This is a genomic window from Haloarcula sp. CGMCC 1.6347, assembly GCF_037078395.1.
Classification (GTDB): domain Archaea; phylum Halobacteriota; class Halobacteria; order Halobacteriales; family Haloarculaceae; genus Haloarcula; species Haloarcula amylolytica.
The window spans coordinates 290,448-308,187 of the sequence record NZ_JAYMGX010000003.1 but is presented as its reverse complement, the minus strand read 5'-3'; the positions used below and the strand labels follow the sequence as shown (position 1 = coordinate 308,187).

Sequence of the window (17,740 nt, the reverse complement as noted above, 5' to 3'; positions counted from 1 at the left end):
TAAATGGCAACTATACGCGTACGTGATTGGACGAAAGAACAGATAGAGAAGATACGTGATACGGAGTCTCACTCCTCGCACGATTCGGTTATCAAGTCGCTGCTGAAAGACCGAAAGCTGGCCAAATACGCGGACGATGCCGCAGAGGCCGTTCCGGAGTCGGAATCCGATTCCCTGACGACCGATCCCGACACCGCGTTTGATGACCTGACTGTGCTCGGCGAGTTGTCCGGTGCAGACAACGGAGTGTTGTTTCTCTGGTGCCCCAGTTGCGGGAACGAACTGGCGCACTTGACTGCGGATAACCCACTCGGCCTGTCCGTGTTCGAGATCGAATGCCAGCGCTGTCTCACCCATCTCGACCGACACGCCATCGTTGCCATCGAAATCGGCTATCCCATCGAGCAGAAACTGGTCGAGGACTGTCTGCAAGACGATCTCAAGGACTGCGTCGTCGACTACTGGGACCGGACACTCGACTCGGCCGCCGTGGGAGCGCTCGATGACGATCTCGACCCGGCACACCTCGTCTGGCAGTTCGACCAGTATCTCCGGCAGTTCTCGTGGGAGTGGCCTGCGGATGTCCCTGTTGTCGGTTTTGCCACGGGAGAGACCTATCGTAACACCACCACCGACGAGTACCTCGAAGTTATCGAACCAGTCTCGGAGAACCGGAACGCGATGGACTCGTTCAAGATACGGCGGTACGCCGGCGACCCGGAAACCCACGACGGTGAGACGGAAATTCTCGACAGCACTACTGTCGTCGATCACATCGTCAATCGGCGACTGCTGCTCGACGAACGCACCGACTCGGCGTCACTTCCCGAGTCGACCGAACCGACAACGTGACCAGTGGGCTCAGCCTGTCTGGATCTCTTCTCTCTAATCCTCTATTCTTACTGGACTGAGTAACTCCGGATCTGCCTGTAATAGAGGTGCTGCTGTCAAATCGGATAACACAGACTTCAGATGGCTTTTTATAGGACATTTTTAATATTGAAAAGTCGAAATATGGATACACAATACCGACATTTTGACCTATTCTGGAAACAGATGCTGTGTATCAGTCTGTTTCGGCTGTCGGACAGGAACACCGCAGACAGATGACACTCTCTGCGACCCAGTTCACATCTGTCGAGCCACAGTGCGGGCAGCGGTGGTGGTCCGTGTCGTACTCTGTCGTCCCGCGAGGGGCGGCAAGGAATCCGTCGGTAATCACTTGCTGGACGAGGCTGGGGAACCGTTGCCGTTTGACGACGGCCCGCTGTGCGAGGAACCTGCCGGGCTCGTCCGGGTCTGTACCGTGGAGGTCTTCCCAGGGAAGAGCGATTTCGCCGTTGGCAGGGCCACGAGCGACTTGCTGGATGAGGGTCGCAGCGGCCTCGAACAGCGGCGTCGTCCCCCACGCTTGCGGGTTGTCGACAGCACTGCCAGCGTCCTTGTAGGCCGATTCAGCTTCGCGGTACGCCGCCTCGACATCGTCGAGTCCTGCGACTGTTCGGAAGTCTCCGACGAACTCCTTGAGGCAGGCGTGCTGAACGGGGTGTTCCAGCCCGTTGGTCAAATCCTGGGCCACGGCGACGCCCTCGACGCCGCGGCGGGTGGCGCGCGTGTCCGTTCCGGCGACGCGGTAGCAGACCGCGCTCGTCGCGAGGTACTGGAGACCGTCACCGACCCATCCCTTCTCGTCGGCACTGAACGGCTCGATGCCTTCCCGCGGGTCCGAAAGAACACGCCACCCGGCCCGCGTGTACTCGTCACCAGCGCGACGGTACTCCCGGTCAGCGATGGCGGCGACCGCTGCCGCTCGGTGTCCCGCGTCCTGTGTGCGCATAGCGTCGCTACGGCGTACGGCCTCACAGGCTTTCGCACCCAACAAATCGGTATCACTGTCGGCCCGAACCGCCAGACAAAATACGGCCCAGTCCCGCCAGTGACACATAGAGCCGGTAGTTCTCGTCACGACGCTTACGGTGTCACTCCGGTTTGTTGTCGGCGTGGCCGCCGGTGTCGTCGCGACGATTGCGATGGACCTGGTGATGGCCAGACTGCCGGAAGGCGAAACGCCGCCGTTCATTGCTTCCGGTGTATTAACGGACAGCGCCCCGGACGACGCTCCGGGACGCCTCGCGAACGTCGTCCATTAGATCGCTGGCTGACTGGCCCGCTGTTCGTCTGGCTGCTTCTCACCAGCGAAGGGCTCGTGGGCGGGCAGTCGATACTGGCAACAGTGGTCGCCGCTGCTGTCCTCTATATTCTGATGGTCGGCTTCTTCGTCTTTATCGTGCTCCCGCGGTCCCGACTGCCGTCGGCTCGAATAGCGGCTATCCGACGCGACTGGGCGATTTCGGCGGCTGCGTACCTACTCGTTCTCGTGCCACTCGTCGCACTCGGGTCTCGGCTCGTCTGACCCGGCCCGAACAACCAAAACGTTCTGGTACCTAGCAAACGCGAGACTGGCAGCACTCACTCGGCGAGCGACAGTTCCCCGTCCGGCCCCACCTCACCGACTTCGCCGGTGTGGTACCAGTCGTCCCGGAGCGTCTGTGCGCCAGTCTGGTCGCCGTCGAGGAACCCACCGAGGACAGTCGGGCCACGGACCAGTATCTCCCTGCTTTCGGAGACGGCGATTTCCACGCCCGGCATCGGGTCGCCGATTGACTCCTCAACGAAGGACGCAGCCGGATTCAGCGCGCCGATACCGGCTGTTCCGACGGAACCGTATAGCTCGCATATCGGAACGCCAAGCCCCCGGAAGAAGTACAGCAGATGATCGTCCAGCCGGCCTGTCCCGGAGAGGGCGTAGGTGAGGTTTGATAACCCCGTTTCTCGTCGCAACGGCTTGTAGACGAGCCGCTTGGCGGCCCTGTACTTCAGCGGTGTCCCCCGCCCCTCGACGATACCCTGCCCGTAGGACGCCACTCGACCGCCGACCTTCCGCTTCATCCAGCCCATGTCGCCGAGACGGTCCTGTATCGTCCCGTAGAGCTGCTGGTACATCTTCGGGACACCGACCAGCACGTCGGGCTTGATGGCCGCGAGCTGGTCGACGAACTCCTCGGCCCCGAGGTAGGCGACGGCGCTCCCGGTCGCCCAGAGATAGTACGTCGAGACGCGCTGATAGATGTGTGCCAGCGGGAGCGAACACGTCCCGGTCGCGCCGGGGCCGGTGGGAAGCTCCTCCCGGAGACTCTCTGCTGCCGCCAGTAGATTCCGGTGTGTCAGCGCGCAGCCGGCCTTCTCCGCAGGGGCTGCCACGTCGAACGCGACTGTCGCAACCTCGTCACCGTCAGTCTGCAGGCCGGGGAGCACTCTCGCCTCAGCAGTCGGTAGCGCCTCGAAGTCGAGCACGGTTTCGACGGCCATCGAGAGATCCCCGGCCTCGTCTCCCGTCGCCACGAGTCCGGTCGCGCCGGTCCGCTCGATAATCTGAGCTGCCCGGTCGTCACTCGCAGACGGGTAGAGTGCGACCGGGACGATTCCGGCGAAATGACAGGCCAGGTCGAGCACGGACCACTCGTACTGGGACTGGGCTCTGATGGCCAGTCGATCCCCGGGACGCAGTTCCGTCGACAGGAGTCCGCCCGCGACCGCCTTCGCTCGCTCGGCCATCTCCTCGAAACTCCGTTCGACGAACTCGCCGTCGTCCCGGACGAGCGCCGCGGTCCGGTCCCCGTGGTCCGAAACGATGTCTTCGAACCAGGCCGCGACCGACCCCTCCGGGACCGAAAGCGAGCCGCCGCCGTAGACGTCGCTGTCGAGGCGCACGCCGGCGTCTTCGGGCTGCCGGTCAACTGGCACGGGGTCCTCCGACGTTGTTCGCTCCTGATACAGCTGTCCGGGTTCGTACTCGTAATCGTCGCTGACCTCGCTCTGGAAGTAGTCAGCGTAGTTCTGGTCCTCGTCGCCAGCGGCGATATGCGCATCGAGCCAGTCCCGGGCGACTGTCAGGACCTCCATCGTGACGTACTCCCCGTTCTCGTGTTTCTCGCGGAGTTCTTGTACTTTCCCGGCGAACTCCTCGTGCATCTCACGGTGATTGTAGAAACAGTCGCTGCAGTCCATGGCGTAGCCACAGTTCTGCATGAACTCCTCTTCGTCACCGAAATGGTACTCCGTGTAGCGTTCGAGTTCGCGGAGAATGTCACCGACCTCCTCCTCGGAGTGGCCCTCGTTCATCGCCGTGTGGAGGTCGTTCAGCAGCCCGAACAGGCGCTTGTGTTGCTCATCGAACCGCTCGATATCTGTGCTGTACCGTTCTTCGTCCCACTCGGCAAACTCCCCCGTCGAGTCTGTGCCCATACCTGTTCTGTTACCCATTATTTGAAAAGTAACTCTCACGTTCCCACCGAGTGAAAATGCGGTCTGCATCCCAAGTAGTTTCCAGTTAACATCGCAGTCGGGATGCGAGAATTACGTGACGAAACGGTTGTCGACGTCCTCACTGACAACGGAATCGGCGTGCTGGCACTGTCCGGTCCAACGGGGGCGGCCCCGTATCCAATCCCGGTCGCGTTCGGATACGACCCGGCGACGGATAGCCTGGCGTTTCACCTTTCAGAGAGCGACGAGAGCCAGAAACACCGTTATTTGACGGCGGACCCCTCCGTCGGATTCACCGTCTACGAGGAGACCGAACCCAAATCCGTGTGGCGAAGCGTCGTGGTTACAGGCGAGTTGGTTGAGACGACCTACAGCGAAGTAGAGCCGGCCCTCGCCTCACTGGCAAGCAACACACAGTTCGCCCCTAATCCAGTCAGTTGGGACGATACATCGACGACAACGCCGTACGAACTCCGAATCGACGACTGGTACGGACGGGAATTCCGAGTCGGGTGAAACCGGTCTCGCGATTCACCGGCTATACCGGTTACCGGACCCGCTTCGACGCTACAATCACGGTTGTTCGCTCCGGTGCGCGTTCTCACTCTGTGGGAACCAGCGCCCCTGATTATGGGCTGAGACCCGTAGCTACACATAGAGGTGTCCCAGATGCTACTAACAACTGCGCTACTCCAGCATGGACCGATGGGGCCCCACGGAGGGGCAACGGGCATGGGAATGGCCCCGGGCGGCTGGTGGCTGCTGCTCGCAGCGTTCATCATCGCCGTTGTGGCAATCGGTGTCCTGCTGTACGTGCAGTTACAGCGCGAGGCGACTGCTGAACCGGATTCACTGGAGACCCTCAAACAGCAGTACGCGTCGGGCGAGATCGACGAGACGGAGCTTGAAACACGGGCTGACCGGTTGCTCCAGCACGAGTCGTAGGACACGACACTGGCAGTTTCATCATCTGTCCGTCTGGTGGGACACTCATCCGTGACTTATGACTCCCTGACTGCGTCCGCGGCCCGCCTGACACACTTCGTGGTACATTTATTCCGCAACAATCTACAGCGGGTATGGACCCGGACGACGTTCGCGACGACTGGGCCTCCCGCTCCGGGAAGTTCTCGCCGGCGTACTACGCTGAACTCGGGCCGAACGAGGTGAGTGAGACGCTGGTCAACGTGCTCGACCACTACGTCCACGACGACGCCCGAATCATCGAACTGGGATGTGGCTCGGGCCGCCATCTGGCACACCTCCGGACCAACGGGTACGGGAATCTCACTGGTATCGACATCAACGACGAGTCCTTCGACGTGATGGCCGAACACTACCCTCGGCTCGCTGATTCGGGGACGTTCCACACCGGTGCGCTGGAGGACATCGTTACCGAGTTCGAGGACGACGCCTTCGATGTCGTCTACTCGGTTGAGACGCTCCAGCACATCCACCCGGACGACGCGTGGGTGTTCGAGGAGATCGCTCGCATCGCAGGGGACCTCCTCGTAATCGCTGAAAACGAAGGCAACAGTCCCGAACGTGGACGCGAAGACACTGACGTGAGCTACGTCGACGACGACTTCCCACTGTATCACCGCAACTGGAAGCAAGTGTTCTCAGAGCTCGGGTTCGCGCAACTTATTCGAGAACCCACGTCTCGGGACACCATTCGCGTGTTCCGTGCACCGTAGCCCGCACCGCTATTTGTCACTTTTCGCCGGTCTTGTCGTCGGATCGCCACCCGCCGGTAACTTCAGAATCGATAACCGGGCAGCAACTATTTGTGTCATGGTATCATGCATCAAGTTGGATCGCTATGCAACTGTGCCAAAACTGTCAGGCGGCTATCGACGAGTACCTCTTGGACAAACAACTCGAACCCCTGCGAGACCTCACAGTCGACGACTTCAATCTCTGTGCCGACTGCGTGACCGTCGTCGCGGACGCCTGTGTGGAGTGTGACGGCGCGGTGTACGTTCCCCGGTCCGAAACCGCTGTCCCCGACTGCTGTCCGGCGTGTCGGTCCGAGCACATCGACGAAACCGGGACCGACCCGGGCTGGCACTTCGACACGATGTCGACCTGACCCGGGTCATACACTTGGGTGACCCGGAGCATCCACTCGGGGATGCCGACGTGGGCATCGTCCTCGTTTTCGACGCTACTGACAGTGAACTGGGAGACCGAACGGTGACCGAATGAGAACTCCGTGTCGCGTACTGGAGTAGAACGAGACGTCTCGGTACAACTGGCTTCGATAGCACTGCGGACACACACTGTTTCCTGGAATTTCTGAACGGCAGGCGAGGCCGTAGAGTCCGTGTGTGTGCGTCACAGTGGCGATAGAAGCTTCATACTCCTCCAGCACATACGGTAGGTCTCTACTGGAATGACACGCTCGACACGACATATTGGCTTGCTGTTTGCTGCGCTCGCACTCATCTGGGGACTTTCCTTTGTGGCGATCAAGACAGGTCTCGAAGGCGTTCCGCCGGTGCTGCTGGCAGCTGTCCGACACGATATCGCTGCGGTTGTACTGCTCGGTTATGCCCTCTGGCGTGGCCGGTCACTGCGCCCACAGACCCGCGATGACTGGTCACTGATTCTCATCGGCGGCACCGTCCTCATCGGCGCACACTTCGCGCTCCTGTTTCTCGGACAGCAGTACGTCCCGAGTTCCTTCGGCGCGATCCTGCTCAGTCTCACGCCGGTAGTGACGCCGGCGTTCGCATCGACGCTGATTCCGAGCTACAGGGCCCGTCCGCACGAACTCATCGGCACCGTCTGTGGATTCATCGGTGTAGTTATCATTGCGAACCCCACACCGGGAGCGGTCGGTGGCCGACTGCTCGGCGTCGCCCTGCTCATCAGTTCGGCTGTGGCCTTCGCCGTCGGTGCAGTCCTGACCGAACGCTACACCAGTTCGCTCCCGCTCGTGAGCCTCCAGGCCTGGATGACGTTGCTGGGTGCCGGCATCCTGCACGCCGTCAGTGCGGGGCTGCCCTCGGAACGGCTCGGAACAGTCACAGTCGGGTTCGAACAGCTAGCGGCAATCGCGTACCTCGGCATCGTCGCCAGCGCGATCGGGTTCCTCCTCTACTTCCGCCTGATAAGCACAGTCGGGGCCGCTGAAACCAGTCTGGTTTCCTACGTGGTCCCGGCAGTGACGGCCATCAGCGGCTGGCTCCTGCTCGGTGAAACACTCGGCCCGGTTACCGTCGCCGGCTTCGCCGTCATCGTGGTCGGCTTCGCGTGGGTGAAAGCCGACGTGCTTCGGTCGTTACGCCGCCGTCACACTGGTTCGCTGCCCCATCGAACACAGACTCCACGGGACGACTGCGTCGTCGTTAGCGGAAACGCGTACTCGACGCAGGACTAACACGGATTGGTGGATCGATGTATCGGTATGCGCCGACTCCGGGGTCAGAGCTATCCGGGCATAACCTCCAACAATCCGTATGATACCCTGATCAGGGGCGTCAGGTCTTAGCCGTTGCCGTCCGTTGCCACGGTATGGCTTCCCATCCCGGGTTCCACTCGCTACACGACGAGACAGCGGCATCGATTTCCGTGACCGGTGGCCTCCCGGACTGGCTCTGTGGCAGTCTCGTCCGGAACGGACCCGGCGCGTTTTCCCTCCCGAACGGCAGCAGTGTCGACCACTGGTTCGACGGGTTCGCGATGCTGTACCGGTTCACCTTCGACCCGGCCGGTGACGCCGTCCACTATCGGAACCGCTTCCTCCGAACGGACGCGTACGAGGCGGCGACGAGTGGCGAGTTCGAGGGCGGCTTCGCAACCGGCGAGACGACGCTTCGCTCGCGGCTGGCGACGTTTCTGACAGACCCCTACGACAACACGAACATCATCGCTGAGCGGTTCGGCAGCGAGTACGTCGCACTGACAGAATCGCCCCGGAAGGTGCGCTTCGATCCGAACACGCTCGAAACGACGGGTCACGTCGAACACGACGACGGCGTCCCGACCGGCCAGCTATCCTGTGCCCACGTCAAACGCGACCCGACGAGCGGCGTCCTCGTCAACGTCGACACGGCGTTCGGACGGACCAGTCAGTACCACGTCACTGCCATGTCGCCCGACGGGTCCCGGCGACACGTCGGGAGCGTCGACACCGACCAGCCGGCGTATATGCACAGCTTCGCGCTCACGCCTCGGTACGTCGTGCTGACGGAGTTCCCGCTTCGACTCGACCCGCGACGGTTTCTCAAGCCCGGCCGGCAGGCACCCTTCATCGAGCAGTTCGAGTGGGCCCCCGACCGCGGGACCCGAATCGTTGTCATGGATCGGACCACCGGGACGGTCGTGGCGGAGCCGGTCATCGACGCCGTGTTCGGCTTTCACCACGTCAACGCGTTCGAACGAGCCGGCGGGAGGGAACTCGTGTTCGACCTCGAAACAGTACCAGACGCGACGACTATCGACTCGCTGTATCTGGACAATCTCCGGGCGGGCGAAATGGGCGCTATCGTCGGCCGCATCGAGCGGTTCACTGTTGACCTCGGTACCGGAAGCGGTGTGCCTCGCTACGGCGACGTTGACGCGACGGTGTCGCGCGAGATGGTGTACCCCGACGGCAGCGCGCTGCCGACCGTCTCACCGGCTCGGTGGTGTCGTCCGCATCGCTACGTGTACGCGATGGGGATGGACACCCCCGTCACCGAGTGGGCCCGTCGCGTGGTGAAACTCGACACGGACACGGGGGCTGTCGAGACGTTCGACGATGGCGGGGACTACTTCGGTGAGCCGGTGTTCGTCCCCGAACCCGATGGCGACGCTGCGGACGACGGCGTGGTGCTAGTCGTTGCGCTGGACGCGGACGCCGACCGGTCCCGGCTACTCGTCCTCGACGGTCAGACGTTCGAGGAGCGCGCCAGGGCAACGCTCCCCCACGCAGCCCCGTTCGATTTCCACGGTCGGTACTTCCCCGAACTCAGAGTGGCGACCGGTGACTGAGCCCGTGGGGGTTTAATCATAGCAACGAGTACGAAACTACTGACGTAAACTTCGGCCCGCCTAAATTTCGAAAACGCTTTATCCATTTAGGCTGGCCTAAACAGTATGTTGAACGAATCGATCGACACCTCCGAACCGTCACACCGGCTGTCGGTGTCACGGACACTGGACGGAGCGTCGTGAATATGGTGGCAGTGGGGAACCTGACGGAGACGACGTTCGACCACGATGTCATCATCGTCGGGGGCGGTCCAGCCGGTTGTTCGGCGGGGGTGTTCACGGCCAGAGCGGGCCTCGATACGGTCATCTACGACCGCGGCCGGTCGTCGCTCAAGCGCTGTGCCTACCTGGAAAACTACCTCGGTTTCCCGGCCGGTATCGACGTAGAGACGCTGTACGACCGCATTCAGGACCACGCCGAAACTGCCGGTTGTTCCATCGTCTCCGAGCTGGTCGAATCGCTCGACAGAACCGACGCCGGGGAGGGATTCGTCGTCGAAACGCAGGACGGGGAGACCGCCACGACTCAGCGGGTCATCGCGGCGACTCGCTACGACGGCGAGTATATGCGTGGCCTGGACGACGACGCGGCGATGTTCGAGACCCACGAATACGACGGCGAGGCACACGAAACCTTCGACAGCACGTATGCCGATGCGGACGGTACGACACCGGTCCCGGCTCTCTACGTTGCGTCACCGTCCGAGGCGGCGGATATGCAGGCCATCATTGCGGCCGGTCGGGGCGCACGCGTCGCACGCCGGGTAATTGCGGATGCGAGAATCGACGACGGCTGGTGGGAATCTGTCGCCGATGGCGTAGACTGGGTCCGACGGAAGGCTGAACTCGACGACGAGTGGACCGAACGTGCGACCTGGGTCGAATATTTCGACGACCGGTACGCTTCGGATGCTCCTGTCGATCCGGATTCGGGTCGGTTCCAGCGAGTCCGCGAGGCGGTCCTCGATGAGCGACGGTCGTCGTATATCACATCTGACGAGATAGCTACCCGGACCGAAGCAGGGCAGGAAACACTGGCGGGCTACCTCGACCCCGAGACGGTTGTTTCGGGACTCGACCAGACCGCCGTTCTCGATGCGATAGATGACGAAACGATCCGTGACTACGTCACTGCGACCGACGGACTCGCGGAGGTGGGCGAATAATGGCCAGCGAGACACGGGGGGCCACCGACGTGTTGTCACGGGCCAGGACCTGGCTCGGAACTTTCGACGGGTCCCTGATCGGACTGTGTGTCGCGAGCGTCGCCGTCGCCTTTGTGGCCGGGCTCCTGCAGGTGAGCTTCGGGGCGTACTCGATGACCATCCTCGAGGCGTGGCAGGCCGTGTTCGACCCGAAGGTACTGTTCAGTGTCCAGGCATGGCAGTCGTTTTTCTTCGGGACTGAGCTGCCCGAACTGCCGAAACGGACGCTCATCGTCTGGAACATCCGGATGCCGCGAGTAATCGTCGCCGTGCTTGCGGGGATGTGTCTCGCCGTCTCCGGGGCGATATTCCAGGCCGTGACCCGAAACGAACTGGCGAGCCCGTTCATACTGGGCGTGAGTTCCGGGGCGGGGCTCACCGTACTGCTGACCCTCGTTCTGTTCAGTAGTCTCGCTCCGTTCCTGCCGTTGTTTGCCGCGATCGGCGGCTCCATCGCGTTCCTGCTCGTGTACATGATCGCGTGGAAGGGCGGAACGAGTCCGGTCAGACTGGTCCTCGCCGGTGTCATCGTCAACATGGTGTTTACCTCCCTCCAGCGGGGGCTGTTCTTCTTCGCCGACGACCTGGGCGTTGTCCAGTCGGCGCTGGCCTGGATTACCGGTTCGCTAACAGGCGTCGGCTGGGAGGAGTTCCGCATCGCTGTCATCCCGACGCTGGCCGCCACGCTACTCGCGCTGGCGGGCGCACGACAGCTGAACCTCCTCCTGCTCGGGGAAGAGACCGCGAATTCACTCGGAATGAGTGTCGAGCGGGTCCGGTTCATGCTGTCCGCGGTCGCCATTCTGGCGGCCAGTACGGCCATCTCCGTCGCGGGCATCATCGGCTTCTTCGGCCTCGTGGTCCCCCACATCGTCAGACTCATCGTCGGGAGCGACTACCGCCGGCTCCTCATCGGCTGCGTGTTCGTCGGTCCGGCGCTGATGGTTGTCGCGGACGTCGGTGCACGGCTGGCCCTGAACCCCGCGCAGGTTCCGGTCGGCGTCGTCACTGGCGTCGTCGGCGGACCGTACTTCCTCTACCTGATGCGGCGACAGGAACAGATGGGTGAGATCTAATGTCACAGGACAACTCCAACTCGGACGGTATCGCTACGGCAAACGACACCGCTGCTGGTCCCCAGTCCGGTCGCCGGGACCGGCCGCTGGTCGGCGACGATGTGGTGCTTTCGTACTCCGGGACGGATGAACCGGTCATCGACGGTGAATCGATCACCGCCGAACCTGGGGCCGTGACTGCGCTCGTTGGCCCGAACGGGTCGGGCAAGAGCACGCTGCTGAAAGGCCTCGCAAATCAGCTCGAACCGGAGGCGGGATCGGTGTTGCTGGACGGGCAAGACATCCAGACGATGGGTACCAAAGCGATCGCCCGGAAGCTCGGCCTGCTCTCTCAGGAGAGTACGTCGCCAAACAGCATCTCGGTCGAGGATCTGGTGTACCACGGTCGGTACCCACACCGGGGGTTCTTCGACAGTGTCACCGAGGAAGACGAGGCCGCCGTCGAGCGGGCGATTGACCTGGCCGGCTGTGGACACCTCCGTGAACGTGAAGTCGGTAGCCTCAGTGGTGGCCAGAAGCAACTCGCCTGGATCGCGATGGTCCTCGCACAGGACACCGACGTACTATTGCTCGATGAACCGACGACGTTCCTCGATCTCCACCACCAGCTAGAGGTGATGGAGATCATCGAGACGCTCCGGGACGAGAGCGACATCACCATCGTGGTCGTCCTGCACGACATCGAGCAGGCGGCCCGCCTCGCCGACCGGATGGTCGCACTCAAAGACGGCGAGATACAGGCCCGGGGACGACCCGAAGACGTCGTGACCGAGCAACTACTCGCGGAGGTTTTCGAAATCGAGGCGGAGGTCTCGGCTACGGCACAGGGACCGCGCGTGAATCCAATCCGTGCCCGCCACGACGGCGACGAACACGCTGCTGGTGACGATAGTGCGGAACCGGACCGCGCCGAGGAGATCGTGGCGGAATAGGGGCCGTTAGACTACCACGAAATCGCCCTCTGCCCCACGGATCCTTCCCACGGACGCCGGGCTCTGCGCTTGATACTGGACTCTTCCCACGGACGCCGGACTCGGAGCTTGATACTGGATTGTTCCGGGTCGGTGAACCGGAACATCTATATAATTTTTAGGCTAGCCTAAAATAATGGCTGACGACACCACTGACATCGAGTCACCGACGCGGAGAGAGTACGTCAAGTATGGGGGCACGGTTCTCAGTGCCGGGTTGCTAGCGGGATGCAGCGGTGATGCCGAGCGGGGAACCGGCTCCGCGCCGACGGAGGCCGTGACGGAGACAGACACAACCACTGCGGACGAGTCGCACTCCGTGTCGATGTCCCCGATGGGAGAGGTGACCTTCGACTCGCCACCGGAGACCGTCTTCACGCGGCTCACGCACCACGCAGACATGGCGTTCGCCCTGGGACGTGGGGATACCGTCACGGCCATGCACGCCCCGGATTACTACAGCGGGCTGTGGAACCAGTTCGTCGAACGGTTGCCGGGCGTGTCGCTGGACTGGACCGGACTGTACTCTTCGTGGGAACCGAGCAAGGAGAAACTGTACGAACTGGACAGCGATATCCACCTGGCAGACCCGGCCTGGATCGCCAAACAGGACAACTGGGGCCGGACGGACTTCGAGGAGATCGCTACCAACGTCTCGCCGTGGTTCGGCAACTCGCTGAGTGACCGACACGCCGAACCACCGTCCGGATGGGGGGACTACGAGTACTACACTCTTTGGGAGCAGTTCGAACTCGTGGCCGAGGCGTTCCAGGAACAGGCCCGCTACGAGGCGCTCGCGGCGGTTCACGACGAGATGCGCTCGACCATTGACGCGAACCTGCCGCCCGAGTCGGAGCGGCCGTCGGCGGTCCTGCTCGCCGCGGCTGACCTCGACGAGATATACGCCTATACGCTTGACAACCCCGGATTCCTGACCGCACACACCCGCCCGTTCGGAGCGCGGGACGCCTTCGAGGGCTCGGTCGAGACGAACTCCGTGGTCGACTTCGAGACGCTGCTTGCGGCGGACCCGGACGTCATCCTGCACCTCGGCGGGTTCGAGCCGAACACGAGCCTTCCGGAGCGACGGGAGGCGTTTAAATCCGACCCGGTTGGGTCGGAAATCACGGCCGTGCAGAACGACCGGATCTACCCCCAGGGAGCGAGGTATCAGGGCCCGATACTGCATCTCTTCCAACTGGAGATGACCGCAAAGCAACTGTATCCCGAGCAGTTCGGCGAGTGGCCGACGTACACTGAGGGGCCGTATCCCGAAATCCCGGCCGAGGAACAGTTATTCGACCGCAAGCGGGTCGCGGATATCATCAACGGGGAGCTTAAGCCATGAGCGACCACGACACGGCAGCCGACGCACGGACACTCGGAGCATACTATCGAATAGGCCCACTGTGACAGCTACACCCCAGATATGGATGAATAGTCTACTATCGTAGTAACTATTGGCAGTATATATTGAATATAAGGATATAGTGGCTTATTTGTCCAGAAAGAATTTATACCTCCCTGTCATCATCTCACATATGTTAGTTCACGAAGGAAACACGCACTCTTACACCACCGGCTCCGACCGATACTGCCGTCACTGCAACGACGTTGCGTTAGCCTACGACCCGTCGGCTGACCGCCCTCGCTGTCGGTCGTGCGGAAAGCTAGTGTAGCAGCGTCTCTGGCCTTTAGCTGAACCGCCGCTGACCGCCAGTATCGGCCGATCCGAAGCCTGGTTCGTGGGAATTCTCCGAAACTAGTCGCAGAACGCGTAACGAGCTACTCTGTGGGTTGTGTGGCTGACTGCCAGTGCAGACCGACTACAGCTTGACGAGAACTTTGATCGCTTCACGCTCGTCCATCGCCCGATACCCCTCGGGAACGCCGTCGAGGTCGACGGTTTTCGTGAAGATCGGCGACGGGTCGAGTGTGCCCTGCAGCACATCGGCCAGCAGTTCGTCGGCGTAGGCACGAACCGGTGCGACGCCGCCGTTGAGCGCGATGTTGTCGCCGAACAGCGAGAACACATCCAGTCCGGAGTCGTCGACGCCGTGCGGGACACCGACGTAGCCGACGGTCCCGCCCGGCCGACAGACGTCGATGGCGGTCTCCATCGCCGAGGCCGCACCGACACATTCCAGGACGTGGTTCGCGCCGCCGTTGGTCAGGTCGTCTGCCGCGTCCACGGCGTCCTGACCACGGGCGGCGATGGTCTCGGTCGCGCCGAACGACTCCGCGAGTTCGAGACGGTCCTCGTGGTGGCCCATCGCGATAATCCGCTCCGCTCCGAGACGGCGGGCCGCGAGTACGCCACACAGTCCGACAGCGCCGTCGCCGACCACGATACAGGTGTCTCCCTCGCTGACGCCGGCGCTGACTGCCGCGTGGTGACCGGTCCCCATCACGTCCGTCAGCGGGAGAATCGCTTCCAGTGTGTCCTCGTCGTCGGCGTGGCGGTCGGGAACGCGGACGAGCGTCCCGTCGGCTTCCGTCGCTCTGACGTACTCGCCCTGGCCGCCGCCGTTGTCGCCGCCCCAGGAGTCGCCGTTGACACAGGACGTGTGCAGTCCCTTCCGGCAGAACTCGCACCGACCACAGCTGATGACGAACGGGGCGAACACCCGGTCGCCGGGCTCGACTGAGCGCACGTCGTCGCCGACGTCCTCGACGATACCCATCGGTTCGTGGCCGACGCGGGACCCCTCTTCGCGGTCGCTCTGGCCGCGATAGAACCACAGGTCGGAGCCACAGACGGCGGTATGGGTCACGCGGACAATCGCGTCGGTTGGCGATTCGATCTCCGGCCGGGGAACTTCTTCGACGGTGATCTCGCCGGGGCCACGGTAGATGGCTGCGCGCATGCGTTTGCTTCGGCTCGGCTGTGGAAAACCGTTCCCATGCCACTTCGGTACGTCACCTTCGCTGATCGTATTGGGTGACAACAATTACCAGTGGTGAGACAGAACTAGATGGCATGACGGATGTTCTCGTCGTCGGCGGCGGCCCCGCCGGCTTGAGTGCGGCACTGTTCACACAGAAAAACGGCCTTGAAACGACAGTCTTCGACACCGACGGAACCTGGATGCACAAAGCGCACCTGTTCAACTATCTCGGGGTGGGCTCCCAGGACGGGTCCGCGTTCATGGAGACTGCTCGTACACAAATCGATAGCTTCGGCGTCGACCGAAAGCAGGGCACAGAGGTGACCGACGTGCGGCAAACCGACGCCGGATTCGAGGTTACGACCGAGGACGACACGCATGAAGCACCCTATCTCATCCTTGCGACCGGGGCTAACCGCGACCTCGCTGAGACGCTGGGCTGTGACATGACTGCTGAAGACGTCGTCGACGTGGACGTGACGATGGAGACGAGTGTCGACGACGCCTACGCGACGGGTGGTATGGTCCGAGCCGAGGAGTGGCAAGCCGTCATCTCCGCCGGCGACGGCGCGGCGGCGGCCCTGAACATTCTCACGAAGGAGAAAGGGGAGCACTTCCACGACTTCGATACGCCCGCCGACGCGGACGCGCTGTTCGGTCCCGGGGAGTAGGCCCCGAAGCGACTCTGGACGGGTCTATCTCATTGCTAACCACTGAACACCGTGTTACTGGTCACTGCCCGGCGAATACGGACTGCATTCGACGGTAGGCAAACCCGGGCCGGATGAGGCTAAGCAAGTGCGTAATTTGTGGCACCGCCGCCTTTACCACGTTACTGCAGTCGGTTTGGGGTTCTGAAACCGACCGACAGCATTATCGACTGATTCACTATGGCATCACAGAGCCATGTGTTCTCTGTGAAGGAGTTCGAGTTCAACATCAGGTTCACTGCGGGTGCCGACCGGGTAATGGACCTGTTTCACGAGTACCCTATGCTACGACTCCGGAACGCCACATGTACTGTGACCGAAAACGCCATGTGGCGTATCGACCACGTCGACGGTCCCGCTGAATCCATCTCCGCGTTCGATGAGGTGTTTCTCGACGACGAAGGCTGTAACGAGTGTCTCGACGAGCACCGCTGTTCTGGGACGCGGGAGTACCAGGTTCTCGACCGCCGACCGACCGCCAGAACGGTATATACGTACCACGCAGACACTGACCGGTGTCGTGCAGTACCCACTATCGTCACCGACCACATCGGGGATGGTGTCGTCTTCGAATCGGAACGCACCGGCAGTACGTATCGGTGGCGGGTGTTGTCGCCGGTCGAGGCGTCGCTCGATCCGCTGTTCGATCATCTCGAATCAACACTCCGAACTGGGGTACAGCTCGATGTCGACCACCTAGGAGGCGCTGAACCATGGCGAGACAAGACACAGCCCGTGTTCCCACAGTGACTGTGCAGGGTCCACGGCTGTGCGTATTCGTTGTAATAGGGTGTAAACACGAGTCGATTAAATACGACGCCGCTAAACCTGACGCCGAAATCAGTGGACCGACCGCTCGTCGCTTTCGTCGATGGCTTCAATCGGATCGGCGTTGCCAAACGATGGCTCCGGACCGTCCCCGGCCGCGGCCCACTCGCAGGCATTGGCGAGGACTTGCTGGATCGCTTCGTTGTGGTAAATCGGATAGGTCTCGTGGCCCGGCCGGAAATAGAAGATTCGGCCCGCCCCGCGGCGGTAGCAACACCCTGAACGGAATACCTCACCGCCCTCGAACCAAGAGTTGAACACGAGCGTCTCCGGTGCCGGAATGTCGAACCGTTCCCCGTACATCTCGGTCTCCGGGAGTTCGATGTACTCGTCGACGCCGTCGGCGATGGGGTGACCGGGCTCGACGACCCACAAACGCTCGGTTTCGGCGGCTTCACGCCATTTCAGACTGCAGGTCGTCCCCATCAGTTCGCGGAAGATCTTCGAGTAGTGGCCCGAGTGGAGGACGATGAGCCCCATGCCATCGAGAACCCGTTCTTTCACTCGGGTGACCACCTCGTCGTCGACCTGGTCGTGGGCGGCGTGGCCCCACCAGGTCAGAACGTCCGTTTCTGCCAGTACGTCCTCGGTAAGCCCGTGTTCGGGCTCCTGCAGCGTCGCGGTCTCCGTGTCGAATCCGCGCTCCGCAAGGGCTGTGGCGATAGCGCCGTGAATCCCGTCGGGGTACAGGTCCGCGACCGCTTCGTGTTCCTGCTCGTGGACGTATTCGTTCCAGACTGTAACGCGTGTCATACT

At 62.1% G+C, this 17,740-nt stretch carries 17 protein-coding genes and 1 pseudogene; 14 read left to right on the top strand and 4 right to left on the bottom strand.

Annotated elements, in window-relative coordinates; all coding sequences use genetic code 11:
• Positions 1-3: 3 nt before the first annotated feature.
• Positions 4-852 carry a hypothetical protein gene (locus tag VI340_RS17435; protein ID WP_008312103.1) on the top strand — a complete coding sequence of 283 codons (849 nt, stop codon included), beginning with the start codon at positions 4-6 and terminating at the stop codon, positions 850-852.
• A gap of 214 nt (positions 853-1,066) precedes the next feature.
• On the opposite strand, the gene VI340_RS17430 is transcribed toward VI340_RS17435, so the two are convergent.
• A complete protein-coding gene (locus VI340_RS17430; protein ID WP_336358847.1) occupies positions 1,067-1,837 on the bottom strand; it encodes a hypothetical protein in 771 nt (256 codons plus the stop codon).
• Between the two features lie 106 nt (positions 1,838-1,943).
• Here VI340_RS17430 and VI340_RS19885 point away from each other — a divergent pair.
• Positions 1,944-2,413, top strand: a pseudogene (locus VI340_RS19885) (hypothetical protein).
• Positions 2,414-2,469: 56 nt separating this feature from the next.
• Here the strand turns inward: VI340_RS19885 and VI340_RS17415 are convergent.
• Positions 2,470-4,305 carry a bacteriohemerythrin gene (locus VI340_RS17415; protein ID WP_336358846.1) on the bottom strand — a complete coding sequence of 612 codons (1,836 nt, stop codon included), beginning with the start codon at positions 4,303-4,305 and terminating at the stop codon, positions 2,470-2,472.
• A 102-nt stretch (positions 4,306-4,407) separates the two neighbouring features.
• On the opposite strand from VI340_RS17415, the gene VI340_RS17410 reads away from it, so the two are divergent.
• The 10 genes from VI340_RS17410 (at position 4,408) to VI340_RS17365 (ending at position 13,906) form a co-directional block, all read left to right on the top strand.
• Positions 4,408-4,842 carry a pyridoxamine 5'-phosphate oxidase family protein gene (locus VI340_RS17410; RefSeq protein WP_336358845.1) on the top strand — a complete coding sequence of 145 codons (435 nt, stop codon included), beginning with the start codon at positions 4,408-4,410 and terminating at the stop codon, positions 4,840-4,842.
• A 216-nt stretch (positions 4,843-5,058) separates the two neighbouring features.
• Positions 5,059-5,271, top strand: coding sequence for a hypothetical protein (locus VI340_RS17405; RefSeq protein ID WP_049943035.1), 213 nt, complete (start codon positions 5,059-5,061; stop codon positions 5,269-5,271).
• Positions 5,272-5,405: 134 nt separating this feature from the next.
• Positions 5,406-6,023 (top strand): class I SAM-dependent methyltransferase, encoded by a 618-nt coding sequence (locus VI340_RS17400; RefSeq protein ID WP_336330216.1) that lies wholly within the window; start codon positions 5,406-5,408, stop codon positions 6,021-6,023.
• A gap of 125 nt (positions 6,024-6,148) precedes the next feature.
• The gene (locus VI340_RS17395) at positions 6,149-6,418 is read left to right on the top strand and encodes a DUF7571 family protein (protein ID WP_005532887.1); all 270 of its coding nucleotides are present in this window, start codon (positions 6,149-6,151) and stop codon (positions 6,416-6,418) included.
• Positions 6,419-6,721: 303 nt separating this feature from the next.
• A complete protein-coding gene (locus tag VI340_RS17390; protein WP_336330217.1) occupies positions 6,722-7,711 on the top strand; it encodes a DMT family transporter in 990 nt (329 codons plus the stop codon).
• 134 nt (positions 7,712-7,845) lie between these two features.
• The gene (locus VI340_RS17385; protein ID WP_336358844.1) at positions 7,846-9,306 is read left to right on the top strand and encodes a carotenoid oxygenase family protein; all 1,461 of its coding nucleotides are present in this window, start codon (positions 7,846-7,848) and stop codon (positions 9,304-9,306) included.
• 185 nt (positions 9,307-9,491) lie between these two features.
• A complete protein-coding gene (locus VI340_RS17380; protein WP_008312116.1) occupies positions 9,492-10,472 on the top strand; it encodes an NAD(P)/FAD-dependent oxidoreductase in 981 nt (326 codons plus the stop codon).
• Positions 10,472-11,587 carry a FecCD family ABC transporter permease gene (locus VI340_RS17375; protein ID WP_008312118.1) on the top strand — a complete coding sequence of 372 codons (1,116 nt, stop codon included), beginning with the start codon at positions 10,472-10,474 and terminating at the stop codon, positions 11,585-11,587. Before VI340_RS17380 ends, VI340_RS17375 begins: the two co-directional genes overlap by 1 nt.
• Complete coding sequence (locus VI340_RS17370) at positions 11,587-12,519, top strand: ABC transporter ATP-binding protein (RefSeq protein WP_008312120.1); 933 nt, start codon at positions 11,587-11,589, stop codon at positions 12,517-12,519. Before VI340_RS17375 ends, VI340_RS17370 begins: the two co-directional genes overlap by 1 nt.
• A 175-nt stretch (positions 12,520-12,694) precedes the next feature.
• A complete protein-coding gene (locus tag VI340_RS17365; RefSeq protein ID WP_008312122.1) occupies positions 12,695-13,906 on the top strand; it encodes an ABC transporter substrate-binding protein in 1,212 nt (403 codons plus the stop codon).
• 478 nt (positions 13,907-14,384) lie between these two features.
• Here the strand turns inward: VI340_RS17365 and VI340_RS17360 are convergent, their stop codons facing one another.
• Entirely contained in the window at positions 14,385-15,425 is a 1,041-nt protein-coding gene (locus VI340_RS17360; RefSeq protein WP_336358843.1) for a zinc-dependent alcohol dehydrogenase family protein, read from the bottom strand.
• A gap of 113 nt (positions 15,426-15,538) precedes the next feature.
• On the opposite strand from VI340_RS17360, the gene VI340_RS17355 reads away from it, so the two are divergent.
• Positions 15,539-16,117, top strand: coding sequence for an NAD(P)/FAD-dependent oxidoreductase (locus VI340_RS17355; protein ID WP_336358842.1), 579 nt, complete (start codon positions 15,539-15,541; stop codon positions 16,115-16,117).
• A 219-nt stretch (positions 16,118-16,336) separates the two neighbouring features.
• The gene (locus VI340_RS17350; protein WP_336358841.1) at positions 16,337-16,906 is read left to right on the top strand and encodes a hypothetical protein; all 570 of its coding nucleotides are present in this window, start codon (positions 16,337-16,339) and stop codon (positions 16,904-16,906) included.
• A gap of 90 nt (positions 16,907-16,996) precedes the next feature.
• Here VI340_RS17350 and VI340_RS17345 read toward each other — a convergent pair whose 3' ends face one another.
• Positions 16,997-17,737 carry a ThuA domain-containing protein gene (locus tag VI340_RS17345; RefSeq protein WP_049943036.1) on the bottom strand — a complete coding sequence of 247 codons (741 nt, stop codon included), beginning with the start codon at positions 17,735-17,737 and terminating at the stop codon, positions 16,997-16,999.
• Between the last annotated feature and the right edge of the window lie 3 nt (positions 17,738-17,740).

Coding starts and splice junctions, on each gene's coding strand:
- VI340_RS17400 (WP_336330216.1), top strand. CDS start 5,406: ATGGACCCGGACGACGTTCGCGACGACTGGGCCTCCCGCTCCGGGAAG.
- VI340_RS17350 (WP_336358841.1), top strand. CDS start 16,337: ATGGCATCACAGAGCCATGTGTTCTCTGTGAAGGAGTTCGAGTTCAAC.
- VI340_RS17395 (WP_005532887.1), top strand. CDS start 6,149: ATGCAACTGTGCCAAAACTGTCAGGCGGCTATCGACGAGTACCTCTTG.
- VI340_RS17415 (WP_336358846.1), bottom strand. CDS start 4,305: ATGGGCACAGACTCGACGGGGGAGTTTGCCGAGTGGGACGAAGAACGG.
- VI340_RS17345 (WP_049943036.1), bottom strand. CDS start 17,737: ATGACACGCGTTACAGTCTGGAACGAATACGTCCACGAGCAGGAACAC.
- VI340_RS17375 (WP_008312118.1), top strand. CDS start 10,472: ATGGCCAGCGAGACACGGGGGGCCACCGACGTGTTGTCACGGGCCAGG.
- VI340_RS17410 (WP_336358845.1), top strand. CDS start 4,408: ATGCGAGAATTACGTGACGAAACGGTTGTCGACGTCCTCACTGACAAC.
- VI340_RS17355 (WP_336358842.1), top strand. CDS start 15,539: ATGACGGATGTTCTCGTCGTCGGCGGCGGCCCCGCCGGCTTGAGTGCG.
- VI340_RS17370 (WP_008312120.1), top strand. CDS start 11,587: ATGTCACAGGACAACTCCAACTCGGACGGTATCGCTACGGCAAACGAC.
- VI340_RS17380 (WP_008312116.1), top strand. CDS start 9,492: ATGGTGGCAGTGGGGAACCTGACGGAGACGACGTTCGACCACGATGTC.
- VI340_RS17435 (WP_008312103.1), top strand. CDS start 4: ATGGCAACTATACGCGTACGTGATTGGACGAAAGAACAGATAGAGAAG.
- VI340_RS17385 (WP_336358844.1), top strand. CDS start 7,846: ATGGCTTCCCATCCCGGGTTCCACTCGCTACACGACGAGACAGCGGCA.
- VI340_RS17405 (WP_049943035.1), top strand. CDS start 5,059: ATGGGAATGGCCCCGGGCGGCTGGTGGCTGCTGCTCGCAGCGTTCATC.
- VI340_RS17390 (WP_336330217.1), top strand. CDS start 6,722: ATGACACGCTCGACACGACATATTGGCTTGCTGTTTGCTGCGCTCGCA.
- VI340_RS17360 (WP_336358843.1), bottom strand. CDS start 15,425: ATGCGCGCAGCCATCTACCGTGGCCCCGGCGAGATCACCGTCGAAGAA.
- VI340_RS17365 (WP_008312122.1), top strand. CDS start 12,695: ATGGCTGACGACACCACTGACATCGAGTCACCGACGCGGAGAGAGTAC.
- VI340_RS17430 (WP_336358847.1), bottom strand. CDS start 1,837: ATGCGCACACAGGACGCGGGACACCGAGCGGCAGCGGTCGCCGCCATC.